The organism is Christiangramia sp. 3-2217-3z (assembly GCF_051195275.1).
GTDB classification, from domain to species: domain Bacteria; phylum Bacteroidota; class Bacteroidia; order Flavobacteriales; family Flavobacteriaceae; genus Christiangramia; species Christiangramia marina.
In genome coordinates this window covers 79706-96402 of the sequence record NZ_JBNJLI010000009.1, presented here as the reverse complement: position 1 = coordinate 96402, position 16697 = coordinate 79706, and the positions used below count along the sequence as shown (strand labels likewise).

Genomic DNA, 16697 nt, shown 5'->3' with positions numbered 1-16697 from the left:
TGTTAACAATTCTATAGAACCTTCTGCTGCTTTTTAGTTTTACATTTGATTTGTTATGGAAAAAGAAGATTACAGTATTAATATTATTGGAGCTGGTTTAAGCGGACTCGTTGCAGCCAGAGTGCTTGAAGATCATGGCTATCAACCTACAATCTATGAAGCTGAAAGTCACGTAGGAGGAAGGTTGCGAACATTTGAAGTGGATGGGTACCAGCTAGACAGAGGTTTCCAGGTAATGTTGAGTCAGTATCCAAAAGTTCGGCAATATGTTGATCTGGAAGCATTGCAGCTTCAAAAGCTGAAGCCCGGCGCAGTGATTTACAATAAGCGTGAAAGTACCAGGATTGGAGATCCTACCAGAGATATTTCGGCATTACTTCCTACAATTTTCTCAAATATCGGGTCGATTTCAGATAAATTCAAAGTTCTTAAACTCAACCTTGAGCTTAAGAAGCTAAGCATTCAGGAAATCTTCAACAAAGAGGAAACCACGACGCTGCAATACCTTCGGAATAAAGGATTTTCAGAAAAGATGATCAGTAATTTTTTCAGACCTTTTTTCTCCGGAATCTTTCTCGAGCCAGATTTAAAGACTTCCAGCAGGATGTTTGAGTTTGTTTATAAAATGTTCGGGGAAGGAGACGCGGTGATTCCTAAGGGTGGAATTAATGCGGTTCCAATGCAACTTTATAAAAGGCTGAAGACTACTAAGTTGAATTTTAATTCCAGGATTAAACAGGTAACTGATGATGTGCTGACTCTGGAAAATGGCGCGCAAGTAAAATCTCATTTTACCATTATCGCTACGGAAGCAAGTTCGATGGTAGCCAATCTTCGGGGTCAAAAACAGGAGTGGAAATCATGCCGATGTCTATATTTTACCGTGGAAGAGGATGTAATCGGGGATGCGATCATAGGTTTACAATCTGATAAAGAGAAACTGGTCAATAATATTTTTTACCACTCTTCAATTTTAAACAACAATACTTCAGAAGGAAAGCTGTTATCGGCAACCATTGTACGCGATGTAGAATACAACGAAGAAGAATTGGTGGAGAAAGTTTCAGAAGAACTAAAGTTTGAATTTGGCATTAAAACGATCAAATTTTTAAAACAGTTCTATATTCCAAAGGCACTTCCAGACTTGAAAGATATTCAATATGAACTGCAATCTACGGAGGCGCGCCTAAGTACACAGATTTTCCTTGCCGGAGATCAACTATTAAATGGTTCCCAGAATGCAGCTATGCTTAGTGGTGAGCGCGCAGCTTTAGGAGTGGTTGAAGTATTGGAAGGTTAAGAACCTGAGATCGAATTCTTTTCTGAATGATTGAATTAATATCAGGCAAAACCTTAATTCCGCTTATGTTTTTCAGATTAAATAAAAATTTTAAACTGAAATTGAGAATATGCTAATTCAGTAAAATTAGAAGGAATAAGTAATTTTTAAATCTTCAGAAAACAACTAGTTTTATAAATAATTTCAACCGAATTGAATCCTGCTATGAAGGAGAACCGACATTATGTAATTGATTTTGACAGCACTTTTACACAAGTGGAAGCATTGGATGTTCTGGGCGAGATCAGTCTAAAATCTCATCCTGAAAAGGATCAGAAACTACACCGATTAACCGAGCTTACAGATCTGGCAATGGCAGGAAAAATAGGTTTTAGAGAATCACTCGAGAAAAGACTCGAGATCCTGGAAGCAGATATGAATATGATCCCTCAGGTGATCGAAGATCTTAAAAGCAAGGTGTCTGTTTCTTTTGTGAGAAATGAAGCCTTCTTCCAGGAGAACAAGGATCATATCTATATAATTTCCAATGGTTTCAAGGAGATTATCGTTCCTATAGTAAAGGAGCTTGGAGTGAGAGAGGAAAATGTATATGCAAATACTTTTACTGCTGAAAATGGACATATCACTGGCTTTGACAGAGATAATGTATTATCTTCAAGCAACGGTAAGGTCGCACTGCTAAAGCAAATGGATCTTCAAGGAGACGTTTATGTGATTGGCGATGGATACAACGATTACGAGATCAAGGCGGCTGGACTGGCCAATAAATTTTACGCTTTTACTGAAAATGTTCAACGTGGAGAGGTGCTTGAAAAAGCAGATCATGTAACTCCCAGCCTGGACGAATTTCTATACTTACACAAAATGAACAAAGCAATATCATACCCTAAGAACAGAATTAAAGTATTACTTCTTGAAAATGTGCATGCAGATGCCGTTGCCATAATGAAGGAGGAAGGTTATAATGTAGAGACAGTTTCTGGTGCTCTGGATGAGCAGGAACTTGCAGAAAAGATTAAAGATGTCTCCATCCTTGGGATCAGGTCCAAGACCAATTTAACTGAAAAGGTGCTAGAAAATGCAAACCGACTCATCGCAGTTGGCGCTTTTTGTATTGGTACTAACCAGATCGATCTGGAAGCCTGCCTTAAAAAAGGAGTAGCAGTTTTTAATGCGCCGTATAGTAATACCAGGTCTGTAGTGGAACTGGCGATAGGAGAGATCATCCTGTTAATGAGAAATCTGCCCGATAGAATTGCAGAAATGCATCGAGGGGAATGGAACAAATCTGCAAAAGGTAGCTATGAAACCCGTGGAAAAAAGCTGGGTATCGTTGGTTACGGGAATATTGGATCGCAATTATCGGTAGTTGCAGAGGCGATCGGTTTCGATGTTTATTATTATGATCTGGTCGAGAGACTTGCTTTGGGGAATGCTACTAAATGCAATAGTTTAAAAGAGTTATTCGAAAAAGTTGATATTGTAACCTTGCATGTTGACGGTCGAAAGGAAAATACCAATATGATTGGCGATAAACAGTTTGGATGGATGAAGGAAGGAAGTATTTTCCTGAATCTCGCCAGGGGACAGGTGGTTGATGTAGATGCGCTACGAAAACATATGGAAAGCAAAAGGATCATTGGAGCAGGGGTGGATGTTTTTCCAAAAGAGCCTAAAACGAACCAGGAAGAATTTGAATCAGCGTTAAGAGGTTTACCTAATCTTATTCTTACTCCGCATATTGGAGGTTCTACGGAAGAAGCTCAGGAAAATATTGGGAACTTTGTACCAGGAAAAATCATTAATTACATTAACACGGGAAGTACTACAAACTCGGTGAATTTCCCGAATTTACAGCTTCCAATTCTTGAAAACGCTCACAGGCTTATCCATATTCACCATAACAAACCTGGGATCATAGCTCATATAAACAGGATACTGGCGGCCAACGATATCAACATTGTTGGACAGTATCTAAAAACCAATGAAACCATTGGTTATGTGATTACAGATATTGACAAGGCTTACGATGAGGTGGTGATCAAGGAATTGAAAGGTATACAGGGTACAATTAGATTCCGTGTGCTATATTAATTGACATTTAATCTGAGGTTTATAAAAGGGATCATGAATTTAATTGATCTCTTTTTTTTGTTCTATATCGACGTTAATTAACTCAATTTTAAGAAGTTAAGTGGCTTTGAAATTTATCTTTATAGATCCCCCCAAAGATTTAACTTCAAAAACAAACAAAATGGATACTACATTATTTTGTTCAGTATTGGGTGCAGCTATTACCATTATCGGAGCTATTTATTACCAGTTGAGAAAGGACAATTCCAGGCAGGAAAAGCTTATTAAATCTTACAAACGCGAATTGAGTTCACTCCGTAAAGTTCGAAAGCGAATGACTTCTGCTACTATATTCAGATCAGGTCCAATGATGGATCTTGATTAATAAGGACAATTTTCACTGCCTATGTATAAAGCTGTCGTTAGCTTAGAACACATTGTGAAACATCATTTTGGAGCGGTGAACAACTAGTTTTTTTCATCTTGCTCTCCATAACCCTCCTTTTCAACTTAGATCTTTTTTTCCAGTCTTCAGTTCCAGAAACCTGTGCTCCAGATCATTGAGTCAATTGTATCTATTGTTTGAATGTAGTTTAGTGATATCAATAAATCATTATTCATCATTCAAAAAATGTACATTATGAAGACTTTATTTATTTTATTATTGCTAATCGCAGTAACAGCATTTGGAAACGCACAGGAAATTGAATTAGACGAAGCTGAAGTTCGTCTGGAAACCAACAAATCGAAATTTGTTAAATCTGGCGATGGTTTTACTTACTCCGTAACCGAAAAACAATCCGGAGAATTTGAGAAAGATCCAATCGCCTTTATGCGCTCCAATCTTGACATCACTGCGATGTTGGAAGAACTGGCAGAAGAGAACTTTGTTACCTATCAGGTAACTTTTAGAAGCAACAAAGGTTACCTGGCAGCCGAATTCGATAAAAAAGGAAAGTTGCAAAGAACCAGTCAGAAATTTAAAAATATCGCTTTACCATCAGCATTACGATCTGAACTTTATAGTTCGAATAAGGGCTGGACCATGGTTTCGAATAAATACGTAGCTTCTGGAAAAGGAGAGTTCGTGAACAGGGAAATTTATAAGATCAGGTTGGAAAATGCAAATCAAAAACGAACAGTTAAGTTGAATCCGAGTACAATTTCAAGAGTGTCGGTAGCAAGTAATTAAAAACAGGTTAGTAGTTAGTTAGTCAGAGGGCTGTCGGATAAAGTTCGATAGCCCTTTATTCAGCAATCATAGAATCAAACGCTTATAGATCAATATTTACTACAGGCTCAGGCAATTTGACTTATTGTAAATAATCATAACTTGTAATAGCCAAATAACATTTTATATGAAAGCTTTAATCATCGATGATGAGGAACTAGCCCGAAAACGTGTTCTTAATCTACTGGAAGATATATCGCAAATAGACATTCTTGGTGAGTGTTCCAATGGCAAAACTGCTATTGAAAAAATTAATCGCGACAAGCCTGATCTTATTTTTCTGGATATTAACATGAAAGATATGAATGGTTTTGATGTGCTCAAGAAGATCGAAATACATCCTAAACCAATCGTAATATTTGTAACGGCCTATGACACTTACGCCCTTAAAGCTTTTGATGCGGAAGCATTTGATTTTCTTCTGAAACCTTTTAAGGATGAAAGATTTTTTAAAACAATTACAAAGGTTTTGAACACTACTACTTCTGAAGCTCAGGAGAATTTTGAAAAACGACTCGTAGAACTATTTCATGAATATTCTAAAAGTAATCTTCATTTAAATTCTGTTGCAAAAATCCCTATTAAGCAAGGCAATAAAACCTCACTGGTAGATCCCCGGGAAATACATTATATACAAGCATCTGGTTATTATGCTGAAATTTATGTGAAAGGCAAGAAGCATGTTCTGAGAGAATCGTTGAACAATCTGGCAGAGATCCTAGATCATAATTTTATCAGGATCCACAGGTCTACGATCGTAAATCTCAATTTTGTACATGAGATTATCCATTCAGATTACTCTGAGATCGATGCAAAAATGACTTGTGGTGAATTGTTACATGTAAGCAAATCCCATAAGAAGGAGTTTCTTGAAAAAATTGGAATTTAATGAGTCTTCATGAACTAAAACAAAAGTATATAGATTTCAAACTGGTACTTTTACTCGCAGGATTCTACCTGATGTTTGACCTCATACATATAGCAAAAACAGCGTATATGCAAGAGTTTATGCCTAAGGAAATGCAACACTTCAGCTGGGCTGACTTTCTTGTCTATAATATGCTCTTTGATTACATCATCGTAGTAAGCTATATGACGCTCATTGCGATTAGTACAAAGAGGTTTCTAAATAAGAACTATTCCTGGGTAAAGATCATTTTCATACACACCCTGTTCTCCATATTAATAGGCCTTATTATCAGGCTTGTATTTGATTTCTATTCCATACTTGCAGGAAGAATAAGCCTTGCAGAATTTGATCTTCGGAAAAGTGTAAACGCATTTGTCTATGTGCTTGACCTGAATTTTCTGATCTATTTTGCGATGATTTTTATCATCTATACCTACTATTATCTCCGCCAGGTAAAAGAAGCAGAAAAACGACATTCGAAATTGGAAAGTCAGTTAATGAACACCAGGATGCGTATGCTTTCCTCTCAATTACAACCTCATTTTTTGTTCAATACGCTTAATAGTATTGCTGTGTTAACAGATCTGGATAGTAATAAAGCGAAGGATACAATTGCAGATCTTAGCGATTTTCTACGAGAGATCCTTTACCATAGTGATAGAAACCGCATTAGCCTTGATGAGGAACTCAGGATCCTGGAATATTATCTCAATATTCTGAATGTTCGGTTTTCAGATCATCTTAGTATAAAAAAGGATATTGACGACTCACTACTGCTGAAGAAGATTCCGGCGATGTTACTACAGCCAATGATAGAAAACTCTATCAAGCATGGATATTCTTATGATCATACAAATCTTTATATCCTTATCAAAATACGTGAAGAAAAAGGTTGCCTGATCATCAAAGTTGAGAACGATGGAGAACCTTTAAAACTCACTCACAAAGAACTGCTTGAAAAAGGCGTTGGATTAAGAAATATTGATGATCGATTGAGAAATTTGTACAAGGACAAGTACATCTTCGAAATCAGGAACAGGGCAGATGGGTATGGAGTGGAAACCTTTGTGAAAATCCCGGCATAACTGGTTTCTATTAGAAGTATAGAAGGAATTTCTTAAAAAGATTAATTTTGCTCCATGGAAAAAAACATGGAGCCTAAATACTATCCACCAGAAGAGGAACGTCTGAATGTAATTTCCCACGGCATAGGATTTTTGCTTAGTATTGTTGCACTTTACCTGCTTATCGAGCGCGCATTAGAATTTGATTCTTCCGCTTATCTTATAAGTTTTTCAGTATTTGGTGCCAGTATGATCCTGTTGTATGCGGCGAGTACTTTGTACCATAGCGCTAAAGACCATCAAAAGAGAGCCAGATTGAATATTCTGGATCACGCATCAATTTATGTTTTGATCGCTGGGACCTATACACCTTTTGCAGTCATTAGTTTACCCGGCCTGGTTGGTGATATCATACTTTGGACCGTCTGGCTGATCGCACTGGCGGGAATAATTCTGAAATTTTTCTTCACTGGCAAATACCAGTTGCTCTCTACCATCATGTATGTGGCGATGGGCTGGATTATTGTTTTCGCCGGAAATTCCATGGTAGAAAATCTGAGTACTGAAGGTTTATGGTGGCTGGGAGCAGGAGGGGTTTCCTATACTATAGGGGCTATCCTATTTATGCTGAAGAAAATACCTTTTAATCACGCTATCTTCCACGTTTTCGTGCTCATAGGAACACTCTCCCATTTTATATCAATTTACCTATACGTTGTTTAATCCTGAATTTCAGAAACTTCAGTCTCTTTAGTTTCAAATTCAAGTTCGATCTGATGCCTGGTAAGATCTTCAAAAACTTCACGTTCTCTAATTAGGTGAGCCTGGTTGTTATACCATAATACTTCCGCAGGCTTCAATCTGGAATTGAAATTGCTGGCCATGCTAAAGCAATAAGCTCCGGCATTGCTAAAACTTAAAATGTCACCTTCCCTTATTTCAGAAATACGCCGGTTATTTCCGAAAGTATCGGTTTCACAAATATAGCCTACGACACTGTAGAACCTGTTCTTCGCATCCGGATTACTAATATTGGTGATTTCGTGATGTGAACCATAGAACATTGGTCTGATAAGATGATTAAATCCTGAGTCGATTCCTGCAAAAACAGTTGAGGTGGTTTGTTTGATCACATTTACTTTCGCCAGGAATTTCCCGGCGTCACTTACCAGGTATTTACCAGGTTCAAAAGCGAGTGCAAGATCACGACCGTATTCCTTGCAAAATGCTTTAAACTTCCGGGTGAGTTGTTCACCCAGATCTTCGATGTCGGTTTCTATATCGCCAGGACGGTAAGGAACTTTGAAACCACTTCCAAAATCTATGAATTCAAGTTCTTTAAAGTTTCTTGCGGCTTCAAAAAGAATTTCTGAAGCATGAAGAAAAACTCCAATATCAAGAATATCACTTCCAGTATGCATATGAATACCGTTAATATGCATTCCTGTATTTTCTACAATCCTTAACAAATGTGGCATTTGGTGAATACTGATCCCGAATTTGGAATCAATATGTCCAACAGAAATTTTTGAATTTCCACCTGCCATCACATGAGGATTAATGCGAATGCAAACAGGAATTTCTGGATGCCTGCTTCCAAACTGTTCCAAAATGGAAAGATTATCTATGTTGATCTGGGCTCCTAATGTTACGACTTCCTCAATTTCTTCCAGGGAAACACCATTAGGCGTGTAAATGATCTTTTCAGGTGAAACACCTGCCTGTATTCCCAGTTTTACTTCCTGAATCGATACGGTATCCAATCCGCAACCTAGAGAATTAAGTAATTTCAGGATAGAAATATTAGAAAGTGCTTTTACTGCGTAGTGAATTCTTAGTTCATCAACCCTAAATGCATTGGTTAATCTTTGATATTGAGAAGTAATTTTATCAGCATCATAGACGTAAACCGGGCTGCCAAAATCATTTGCTACAGAAAGTAGATCCTTATGTGTCATTTCTAATCCTAATTTGGCGTAAAACTACAGTGTTTTGTAAAAGTTACCCTAGATCAAATTTAAATATAACCAATTTATACCTTTTGTTAAATATGCGTATTCCTATATAGCACTTTGGAGTGATGCCTGTTTTTTGCGCATATAAATAACACCAATCCCTATGAAGATTCCAATTCCAGCCATGGCTGCTCCAACGTATTGAGCAGATACAATGCCGTACCCGTAAGCGATAGGTAGACCGGCAAGATAGGCTCCACTGGCATTTCCCATATTAAATGCACTTTGATTAAGCGAAGAACCCAACATCTCAGAACCTTTAGCAGTATTGATAACGGCCATTTGAATGGGTGTGGCGATACAAAATGCGATCACAGGAATAATAAATGTAGTAATGAGCACGCCAATTTGATCGTAAGCAATGAAAGTATTTACTAAAAGTGCGGTAACCATCAGGATCAGAGCTATAATAACCGCTTTGATCGGACTGAACATCTCAGCCAGTTTCGCACCCAGAAAGTTTCCGGCGACCATTCCTAAACCGGCAAGGATCATCGCATAACTTACAACACCTTCAGAATGACCGGCAACGTCTGTAATAAGTGGGGCTATATAGCTATACCAGGCGAAAAATCCGCCAGTTCCAATAGTCGTTAGTAGAATAACCATCCAGAGTTCTGGTTTCCGAAGTAATCTCAATTCTTCTTTCATTCCGCCGGCATTGGCAATTTTTACTTCCGGCATCCAGAATTTAATACTTAGAATTGCACAAATCCCAACCACACCAACCGCGAGAAATGCAATTCCCCAGCTGAAGTTCTGTCCTAGCCAGGTCCCCAGAGGAACCCCGATCACATTGGCCACTGTAAGCCCGGTGAACATCATCGCGATCGCCTGAGCTTCTTTCCCGGGACGGGCGAGTTTTCCAGCTACCACTGCACCAATTCCGAAGAATGCACCATGAGGAAGACCGGATAGAAACCTGGCAAACATTAGAAGCTCGTAGGAATCTGCAAAAGCTGAAAGGGTATTGAATATAGTGAACCATACCATCAAACCTAAAAGAGTCTTTTGAGGCGGCCATTTATTTCCGAAGATGGTAAGCAGGGGAGCGCCAACGACTACTCCAAGAGCATATGCCGAGATAAAATGTCCTGCGACCGGGATGGAAACATCCAGAGCATTAGCGATCTCAGGCAGAATACCCATGATCACAAATTCTGTCATTCCTATTCCAAAACCTCCAATTGCCAGCGCCAGTAATGCCTTCTTCATGAGAAATAATTAAAAGATCAAATTTAGTTGAGAATCGAAAGTCTCACCAGATTTACTTCAGTTTTCTGCGATAACCTTTTCGTTTTTCCGCAGATATTCTGAAAGCCCTGCAGCATAAGAATTTCCGACTATTAGGCTATCGTTAAGAAGCTCAAAAAAGATTGGTACAATAGTATGTATTTGTTACTTTTGCTTTCCATAATAAATACAGAAGAAATAGCTGATTATGAATATACACGAATATCAAGGAAAAGAAATTTTGAGCAGCTTTGGAGTCCGCATTCAACGTGGAACCGTAGCAAAAAACGCTAAAGAAGCAGTAGATGCTGCGAAAGCACTTACCGAGCAAACCGGTACTGGATGGCATGTGATTAAAGCACAGGTTCATGCTGGTGGACGTGGTAAAGGTGGTGGTGTAAAACTTGCCAAAAACCTGAAGGAAGTTGAAGAAATCGCCGGAGAGATCATCGGGATGAATCTTGTAACTCCTCAAACTTCTGCGGAAGGGAAAAAGGTACACCAGGTTTTAGTTGCTGAAGATGTTTACTATCCTGGAGACAGTGAGCCGGAAGAATATTATATGTCTGTTCTTTTAAACAGAGCTACCGGACGTAACATGATCATGTACTCTACTGAAGGTGGAATGGATATTGAAACTGTTGCTGAAGAAACTCCAGACCTTATATTTACTGAAGAGATTGATCCTTCTACAGGTTTGCTTGGATTCCAGGCACGTAGAATCGCTTTCAATCTTGGACTAAGCGGAAAGGCATTTAAAGAAATGACCAAATTCGTAATGTCTTTATATGAAGCTTTTGAAAAATCTGATTCTTCACTATTTGAGATCAACCCTGTGTTGAAAACGAGTGATGATAAGATCATGGCAGTAGATGCTAAGGTTACATTAGATGATAATGCACTTTTCCGTCACAAGGATTATGCTGAAATGCGTGATGTTCGTGAAGAGAATGCTACTGAAGTTGAAGCAAGAGAAGTTGGACTTAACTACGTAGATCTTGACGGTAACGTTGGATGTATGGTAAACGGTGCAGGACTTGCAATGGCAACTATGGACCTTATTAAACAAGCAGGTGGAGAGCCGGCTAACTTCCTTGATGTTGGTGGAACAGCTGATGCTAAGAGAGTAGAAGAAGCTTTCAGATTGATCTTGAAGGATGATAAAGTAGAAGCAATCCTGGTTAATATCTTTGGAGGAATCGTAAGATGTGACCGTGTAGCTCAGGGTATCGTAGACGCTTCCAAGAATATGGGAGACGCTATGAATGTGCCAATCATTGTTAGATTGCAAGGAACAAACGCAGATATCGCTAAGGAACTTATCGATAATAGCGGACTTAAAGTTTACAGTGCGGTACAATTCCAGGAAGCTGCAGATAAAGTTCAGGAAGTACTTTCCTAGTAACTTATTCATATTATAAAAAACCCGGCCATTGGCCGGGTTTTTTGTTTCTATATAATTTGCGCTATTAGTTTTATTTCACCTCAAGTAATACTATAGATTACCAATTCCATTTCCGGAATACTAGCTCTATTTCTCATGTACCCTAAAATTTATTCTCTGTAACGTAAGTTAAAATTGAGTATTATAGAGTTAAAACATCAATTTGCTTGCAATGAAAAGTTCAGATCTTAAAACCGCTAAATCATAAAGTTTTCTAAAAATTAATGATTGCGGACAATTGAGTTAAAAAAGACTCGTTCTAAATAAACAGGAAACCTTATATTTAATAATATGAGAATCAATAACTTAAAAGTCGCTTCCCAGATTAATGTTCTAGCTTGATTAAATATTTGTTGAATTTGTTTTAGCCAACTAAAAATTTTACAAAAATTTCAAGCGTATTAATCTGAAGAGCGACTTCTTGTTTCCATATCATCTACTTCGATCTTTCCGGGTACCAGTTCATTAGCTCCACTTCAATATCAGAATTTTCGTCTTCTACTAATTTCTTGAATTCTTCAACATCAGAAAGTCCATTTTTACCACGGTAATGGTATGGAATTACTTTCTTAGGTTGGAAGGCCAGGACACCTTTTGCAGCGCGATCTACTGGCATCGTATAAGGTAGATTCATGGATACTAAAGCAACATCGATATTCTTCAGATTTCTCATTTCAGGGATATCTTCAGTATCGCCGGAAATATATAGTCTCTGCCCATTAATCTCAATAATATATTCATTTCCACGACCCTTCACATGCATAGCATCTTTAGACTGAGGTAAATTGTACATTGGAATTGCCTGAATATTAAAACCCATAAGTTCTTTAGAGTCTCCATTATTCATTACTATATATTCAGCTTTCAGATCTTCTGGTAATTTGTCTTTTACGGCCTGTGGTACAATTACAGTCACACTATCCAGACCAATCGCCTTTAGTGTTTCCGCATTCATATGATCTCCATGTATGTCTGTGATCAGAATAAAATCTGGTCTGTCTTTGCCTTCAAAAGCTTCAGCTCCACCTACTGGATCTGTGTAAAAGATTTTATCTCCCCATTTAAAGACAGCAGTGGCATGGGAAATTGGTTCGATCTCGAGATCCATAGTTTCCTGAGGAGGCGTCTGACTCATCTCTGCATTGTTCTCTGCAAGAGTGTCGTTCATCATCTTATCCTTTTCATTCCCCTGATCTTTACAACCAACAAGCAATAAGCCTGCGGCAATTAGAGTAGCTACATTTTTCATAGTCAATTTTTAGTCTAAGATAAGGCTGGATATGACTTTAGCTATTTGGTTTAATAAAGAATTATGAAAGGAATAATGACATTTTAATATCACCACGAGCATAGGGATTATTTTTTTCGATTGGAATTTCCTCGAATCCATATTTACGATATAAATGAATGGCGTTTTCAAGTTTTCGATTTGAGTAAATGATCAATTTTTTCCATCCACTGCTTTTAGCAAATTGTATGGTATGGTTAATCAGGAAGTGTCCGATCTTCTGACCTCGAAATGCTGGTTTAACCGCCATTTTTGTGAGCTCGTAAATATCATCTTCCATCTTCATCAATGCTACACAGGCTACGATAGTTTCGTCTTTTCTTACAAAGAAGATCTTTCCACCTGGCTTAATGATATATTTTTCTTGTTTTCCTAAAACCTCCTCATCATGTGGTTCCACATAAAAGAATTCATTCAGCCAGTGAAGGTTCATTTTTTCAAATTCTTCCGCGTATTTTTTATCCCAGTTGAGTATCTCCATGATCATTAGTTATAGATCAAAAATATAAAGAAGCTTTGAGTAGCCACGCTTTTCAGTTATCAATTTATTTATATTTATAGATCTTAAAGACATCTATATGAACTTCCGAAGATATTTAAAGTTATTCCTACTATGCTTAGTGATGATGTTCAACAGTTGTAAGTCCAGTGAGATTACCGTTGTTGACAATGATGACCCGGAAATTAATATACTGCCACCAGCCGAGCTCTACGGAAATTTATTCTATGATGTACAAACCCGGGCTATTTTCGAGGACAGTAAGACTTTTGTTGATGCGACTCCTAAATACAGTGTAGGTCTTATCAGGCAACGATATGATATGCTGGAAGATACTACCGTTACGGGAATGAAAACCTTTCTGAATCAACATTTTATTATTCCTGAAGCCGATCTGGATTTCAAGAGCGATAGTCTGCAGATAGGTATGCACATAAAGAGTTTATGGGAAAAGCTTAAAAGGCCTGCAAATGATAGTATTTCGGGAACTCTTATTCCGTTGCCAAATGATTATATAGTGCCGGGTGGTAGATTTCGTGAGGTTTATTACTGGGATAGCTATTTTACTATGTTAGGATTGCAGGTAGATGGTGAAAATGTAGTTATCAGGAACATGGTGGAAAATTTCGCATTCCTTATTGATGAACTTGGCTTTATTCCGAATGGGAATCGTACTTATTACCTCGGAAGATCTCAACCACCGTTCTTTTCTCTTATGGTTGATATTCTAGCTGATATTGAAGGCGAGCAGGTTTATGCCGAATTTCTAGATGCATTGGTGAAAGAACATCAGTTCTGGATGAAGGGAAATAATGAACTCAATCCAGGGAACGCTATTAATAGAGTCGTTAAGCTGAAGGATGGAACTGTCCTGAACCGCTACTATGATGAGTTTGATACTCCAAGACCAGAAAGCTACCGTGAAGATGTAGAAACCGCGGAAATTGCAATGAAAGCTAATCCAATACTCAGGAAAGAAGATGTTTATCGTAATCTTAGAGCTGGTGCTGAGTCTGGGTGGGATTATTCAAGCAGATGGCTGGTAAAAAATAAGCGAAATGAGTTTGAACTTTCAAGTATTCAAACTACTTCCATTCTTCCAGTTGATTTAAATTCGTTGCTTTACAAACTGGAAAAGACCATCTCCAAGGCAGCTAAAATTTCAGACAAAGAAGAAATTTCGGCTACTTATGCGAAGCTAGCAGAAAAACGACAACAGGCGATCGCAAACTATTTCTGGGATTCTGAAATGGAGTTCTTCCAGGATTATAATTTTGAAAAGCAGGAATTCAGGGGAAACCTTTCTCTTGCAGCAATGTATCCTTTATTCTTCCAGATCGCAGATGAACAGCAGGCTAACAAAGTGGCTAAGAAGATCAAAGAAGACTTCTTGAAACCTGGAGGTGTTGTAACCACGCCTTATAATACCGGACAGCAATGGGATGCACCAAATGGCTGGGCTCCATTGCAGTGGATCACTATTCAGGGTTTAAGGAATTATAAGCAACTGGAACTTTACGAAGAAATAAAAAGTAGATGGCTTGATGTAAATAGCGCAGTTTACGATCGAACCTACAAGATGACCGAGAAGTACAATGTAATGGATCTTTCCAAAGAAAGTGGAGGTGGTGAGTATCCTACCCAGGATGGGTTCGGCTGGACTAACGGAATTTATAAAAAATTATCTTCAGAAGAATAGTTTATGGAAAACATAAGTTTGTATATCGAGTATGCGGCAAAGTTTATAGAAATAACCGGAGTGGCGGTGATACTTCTGGGAACGATCGTAGCATTATTCAAATATTTACTAGCCAAGCAAAGTAAAGGAGTCAGATCTTACAAATTATTAAGGCAGGAATTGGGGAAAGCTATTCTCCTTGGACTTGAGATTCTGGTCGCTGCAGATATTATAGCAACCGTAGTAACAAAACCAACGCTGGATGAGGTTATCTCCTTGGGAATCATCGTCCTGATAAGAACATTTTTAAGTCTTTCCATTGAACTGGAGATTGAAGGCAGGTTTCCATGGCAAAGGAAGGTAAAAGAGAACAGGTTGAATCAGGAAGCTTAAACCTGAACATAGAAAAGCCACTGAATCTCAGTGGCTTTTTTTTAAATTTCTGACTATCCTATTCTATAAAGTATACTCAGCAAGTAATTTCTGAACTTCATAGATATCAACTTTCTTATTGAATTTCTTAGAAATACTGGGTGATTGTTCCGCGGAAATCCAGATTTTAAGTTCTGCATCCAGATCAAAACTTCCTGCAGTTTCCACGCTAAAACGTGTAATGCTTTTGTATAGCACTGAGAAATATTCAATCTTACTTCCGGTTAATCCCTGCACATCTACAATGATTAGTCGTTTGTTAGTGAAAATGAAAGTATCTCGAATGATCTTAAAACCAGCAATAACTTCTTCAGAATCAATTAGCAACTTGCCGTATTTCTCCTGAATAACTGAATTCTCTATAGCACCGGCATTACCAAGCAATGAGGATAGTAGACCCATAATTAATTCTTTAATGATTTCATATCGATTACAAATCTATACTTAACATCAGATTTTACAACTCTGTCGAAAGCAGTATTTATAGAGTCCATATCGATCATTTCAATATCTGAAACAATATTATGCTCTCCACAGAAATCAAGCATTTCCTGAGTTTCCTTGATTCCGCCAATTAATGAGCCTGCAAGTCTTTTTCTACCCATGATAAGTCCGCCACCATGAATATCCACTTCATCGATCGCACCCACTAAGGTCATTGTCGCATCTCTTTTCAGTAAGGCAACATAAGGATTCGTATCATGTCCAACTGGGACAGTATTCAGAATAAAATCGAATGAATTCGCATGTTTCTTCATTTCTGCTTCATCCTTAGAGATCAGAACTTCATCTGCACCAAGGGATTTAGCATCTTCGGCTTTAGCAGGAGAGGTAGTGATCATCACAACGTGAGCTCCCAACGCGTGGGCAAACTTAACACCCATATGTCCCAGACCTCCCAGTCCAACAACTCCAACTTTATCACCTTTCTTTACATTCCATTGTCTAAGTGGAGACCATGTTGTGATGCCTGCACATAATAACGGTGCAACGGCTTTCGTCTCCAGGTTTTCAGGAACCTTCAGTACAAATTTTTCGCGGACTACCACCATTTCAGAATATCCACCAAAAGTATGACCACCCAAATGTTCGTCCTTACCATTATAAGTAGCAGTCATTCCATTTTCACAATATTGCTCAAGACCATCTTCACAAGATTTACATTCCTGGCAGGAATCCACCATACATCCAACTCCAACAAGATCACCTTCCTTAAAGTTTTTTACGTCTGCGCCAACTTCTACCACGCGACCTATGATTTCATGGCCTGGTACCACGGGATATTTACTATTACCCCAATCATTTCTAACCTGGTGTATATCGCTATGACAAACTCCACAATAATCGATTTCGATCTTCACATCATTTCCAAGAATGTCCCTGCGTTCGATCTCCATCATGTTAAGATCTGCATCATTCGACTTTGCGCCGTAAGCTTTTACATTTTTCATTTTATTCTCTTTTGTTGAAAGTTACTTAATTTATAACTGCTGCAGGTGATGTGTCATGCAGGTTTAACTATTCTTAACG

The 16697-nt window shown here is 38.2% G+C and carries 16 protein-coding genes; 10 read left to right on the top strand and 6 right to left on the bottom strand.

From position 1 onward, the window contains the following. The first annotated feature begins 55 nt into the window (after nucleotides 1-55). The 7 genes from ACSHZO_RS14620 (at nucleotide 56) to trhA (ending at nucleotide 7301) form a co-directional block, all read left to right on the top strand. Complete coding sequence (locus ACSHZO_RS14620) at nucleotides 56-1300, top strand: NAD(P)/FAD-dependent oxidoreductase (RefSeq protein WP_298248107.1); 1245 nt, start codon at nucleotides 56-58, stop codon at nucleotides 1298-1300. 204 nt (nucleotides 1301-1504) lie between these two features. Continuing rightward, the gene (gene serA / locus ACSHZO_RS14615; RefSeq protein ID WP_298248108.1) at nucleotides 1505-3394 is read left to right on the top strand and encodes a phosphoglycerate dehydrogenase; all 1890 of its coding nucleotides are present in this window, start codon (nucleotides 1505-1507) and stop codon (nucleotides 3392-3394) included. A gap of 160 nt (nucleotides 3395-3554) precedes the next feature. Beyond that, a complete protein-coding gene (locus tag ACSHZO_RS14610; RefSeq protein WP_141878296.1) occupies nucleotides 3555-3758 on the top strand; it encodes a hypothetical protein in 204 nt (67 codons plus the stop codon). Nucleotides 3759-4013: 255 nt separating this feature from the next. Next, nucleotides 4014-4565, top strand: coding sequence for a hypothetical protein (locus ACSHZO_RS14605; protein WP_298248109.1), 552 nt, complete (start codon nucleotides 4014-4016; stop codon nucleotides 4563-4565). Nucleotides 4566-4731: 166 nt separating this feature from the next. Continuing rightward, the gene (locus ACSHZO_RS14600) at nucleotides 4732-5493 is read left to right on the top strand and encodes a LytR/AlgR family response regulator transcription factor (protein WP_298248110.1); all 762 of its coding nucleotides are present in this window, start codon (nucleotides 4732-4734) and stop codon (nucleotides 5491-5493) included. Further along, nucleotides 5493-6599: a sensor histidine kinase gene (locus tag ACSHZO_RS14595; protein WP_298248111.1), complete on the top strand. Its 1107-nt coding sequence runs from the start codon at nucleotides 5493-5495 to the stop codon at nucleotides 6597-6599. The genes ACSHZO_RS14600 and ACSHZO_RS14595 overlap by 1 nt, the downstream gene beginning before the upstream one ends. A 54-nt stretch (nucleotides 6600-6653) precedes the next feature. Then, nucleotides 6654-7301 carry a PAQR family membrane homeostasis protein TrhA gene (gene trhA / locus ACSHZO_RS14590; RefSeq protein ID WP_298248112.1) on the top strand — a complete coding sequence of 216 codons (648 nt, stop codon included), beginning with the start codon at nucleotides 6654-6656 and terminating at the stop codon, nucleotides 7299-7301. On the opposite strand, the gene lysA is transcribed toward trhA, so the two are convergent. Next, the gene (lysA, locus tag ACSHZO_RS14585; protein ID WP_298248113.1) at nucleotides 7298-8536 is read right to left on the bottom strand and encodes a diaminopimelate decarboxylase; all 1239 of its coding nucleotides are present in this window, start codon (nucleotides 8534-8536) and stop codon (nucleotides 7298-7300) included. The genes trhA and lysA overlap by 4 nt on opposite strands. Before the next feature lie 102 nt (nucleotides 8537-8638). Continuing rightward, a complete protein-coding gene (locus tag ACSHZO_RS14580) occupies nucleotides 8639-9808 on the bottom strand; it encodes an MFS transporter (protein WP_298248114.1) in 1170 nt (389 codons plus the stop codon). A 226-nt stretch (nucleotides 9809-10034) separates the two neighbouring features. Here ACSHZO_RS14580 and sucC point away from each other — a divergent pair, with 226 nt between their 5' ends. Next, complete coding sequence (gene sucC / locus ACSHZO_RS14575) at nucleotides 10035-11228, top strand: ADP-forming succinate--CoA ligase subunit beta (protein WP_295181852.1); 1194 nt, start codon at nucleotides 10035-10037, stop codon at nucleotides 11226-11228. Between the two features lie 478 nt (nucleotides 11229-11706). Here sucC and ACSHZO_RS14570 read toward each other — a convergent pair whose 3' ends face one another. Both ACSHZO_RS14570 and ACSHZO_RS14565 read right to left on the bottom strand, forming a co-directional pair. Next, complete coding sequence (locus tag ACSHZO_RS14570; RefSeq protein ID WP_298248115.1) at nucleotides 11707-12519, bottom strand: MBL fold metallo-hydrolase; 813 nt, start codon at nucleotides 12517-12519, stop codon at nucleotides 11707-11709. Between the two features lie 61 nt (nucleotides 12520-12580). After that, complete coding sequence (locus ACSHZO_RS14565) at nucleotides 12581-13039, bottom strand: GNAT family N-acetyltransferase (RefSeq protein WP_298248116.1); 459 nt, start codon at nucleotides 13037-13039, stop codon at nucleotides 12581-12583. A gap of 97 nt (nucleotides 13040-13136) precedes the next feature. On the opposite strand from ACSHZO_RS14565, the gene treA reads away from it, so the two are divergent. Beyond that, nucleotides 13137-14756 carry an alpha,alpha-trehalase TreA gene (gene treA, locus ACSHZO_RS14560; RefSeq protein WP_298248117.1) on the top strand — a complete coding sequence of 540 codons (1620 nt, stop codon included), beginning with the start codon at nucleotides 13137-13139 and terminating at the stop codon, nucleotides 14754-14756. Between the two features lie 3 nt (nucleotides 14757-14759). Continuing rightward, nucleotides 14760-15128, top strand: a complete 369-nt coding sequence (locus tag ACSHZO_RS14555) for a DUF1622 domain-containing protein (RefSeq protein ID WP_298248118.1) — start codon at nucleotides 14760-14762, stop codon at nucleotides 15126-15128. Nucleotides 15129-15191: 63 nt separating this feature from the next. Here ACSHZO_RS14555 and ACSHZO_RS14550 read toward each other — a convergent pair whose 3' ends face one another. Both ACSHZO_RS14550 and ACSHZO_RS14545 read right to left on the bottom strand, forming a co-directional pair. Then, the gene (locus ACSHZO_RS14550) at nucleotides 15192-15569 is read right to left on the bottom strand and encodes a PH domain-containing protein (RefSeq protein WP_298248119.1); all 378 of its coding nucleotides are present in this window, start codon (nucleotides 15567-15569) and stop codon (nucleotides 15192-15194) included. A 2-nt stretch (nucleotides 15570-15571) separates the two neighbouring features. Beyond that, nucleotides 15572-16618 (bottom strand): NAD(P)-dependent alcohol dehydrogenase, encoded by a 1047-nt coding sequence (locus tag ACSHZO_RS14545; protein ID WP_298248120.1) that lies wholly within the window; start codon nucleotides 16616-16618, stop codon nucleotides 15572-15574. Nucleotides 16619-16697 lie beyond the last annotated feature (79 nt).

Excerpts from the sequence above, each read along its gene's own strand:
- ACSHZO_RS14555 (WP_298248118.1), top strand. The coding sequence starts at position 14,760 with ATGGAAAACATAAGTTTGTATATCGAGTATGCGGCAAAGTTTATAGAA.
- ACSHZO_RS14545 (WP_298248120.1), bottom strand. The coding sequence starts at position 16,618 with ATGAAAAATGTAAAAGCTTACGGCGCAAAGTCGAATGATGCAGATCTT.
- treA (WP_298248117.1), top strand. The coding sequence starts at position 13,137 with ATGAACTTCCGAAGATATTTAAAGTTATTCCTACTATGCTTAGTGATG.
- ACSHZO_RS14580 (WP_298248114.1), bottom strand. The coding sequence starts at position 9,808 with ATGAAGAAGGCATTACTGGCGCTGGCAATTGGAGGTTTTGGAATAGGA.
- ACSHZO_RS14605 (WP_298248109.1), top strand. The coding sequence starts at position 4,014 with ATGAAGACTTTATTTATTTTATTATTGCTAATCGCAGTAACAGCATTT.
- ACSHZO_RS14550 (WP_298248119.1), bottom strand. The coding sequence starts at position 15,569 with ATGGGTCTACTATCCTCATTGCTTGGTAATGCCGGTGCTATAGAGAAT.
- sucC (WP_295181852.1), top strand. The coding sequence starts at position 10,035 with ATGAATATACACGAATATCAAGGAAAAGAAATTTTGAGCAGCTTTGGA.
- ACSHZO_RS14595 (WP_298248111.1), top strand. The coding sequence starts at position 5,493 with ATGAGTCTTCATGAACTAAAACAAAAGTATATAGATTTCAAACTGGTA.
- trhA (WP_298248112.1), top strand. The coding sequence starts at position 6,654 with ATGGAAAAAAACATGGAGCCTAAATACTATCCACCAGAAGAGGAACGT.
- ACSHZO_RS14610 (WP_141878296.1), top strand. The coding sequence starts at position 3,555 with ATGGATACTACATTATTTTGTTCAGTATTGGGTGCAGCTATTACCATT.
- ACSHZO_RS14570 (WP_298248115.1), bottom strand. The coding sequence starts at position 12,519 with ATGAAAAATGTAGCTACTCTAATTGCCGCAGGCTTATTGCTTGTTGGT.
- ACSHZO_RS14620 (WP_298248107.1), top strand. The coding sequence starts at position 56 with ATGGAAAAAGAAGATTACAGTATTAATATTATTGGAGCTGGTTTAAGC.
- serA (WP_298248108.1), top strand. The coding sequence starts at position 1,505 with ATGAAGGAGAACCGACATTATGTAATTGATTTTGACAGCACTTTTACA.
- ACSHZO_RS14565 (WP_298248116.1), bottom strand. The coding sequence starts at position 13,039 with ATGGAGATACTCAACTGGGATAAAAAATACGCGGAAGAATTTGAAAAA.
- ACSHZO_RS14600 (WP_298248110.1), top strand. The coding sequence starts at position 4,732 with ATGAAAGCTTTAATCATCGATGATGAGGAACTAGCCCGAAAACGTGTT.
- lysA (WP_298248113.1), bottom strand. The coding sequence starts at position 8,536 with ATGACACATAAGGATCTACTTTCTGTAGCAAATGATTTTGGCAGCCCG.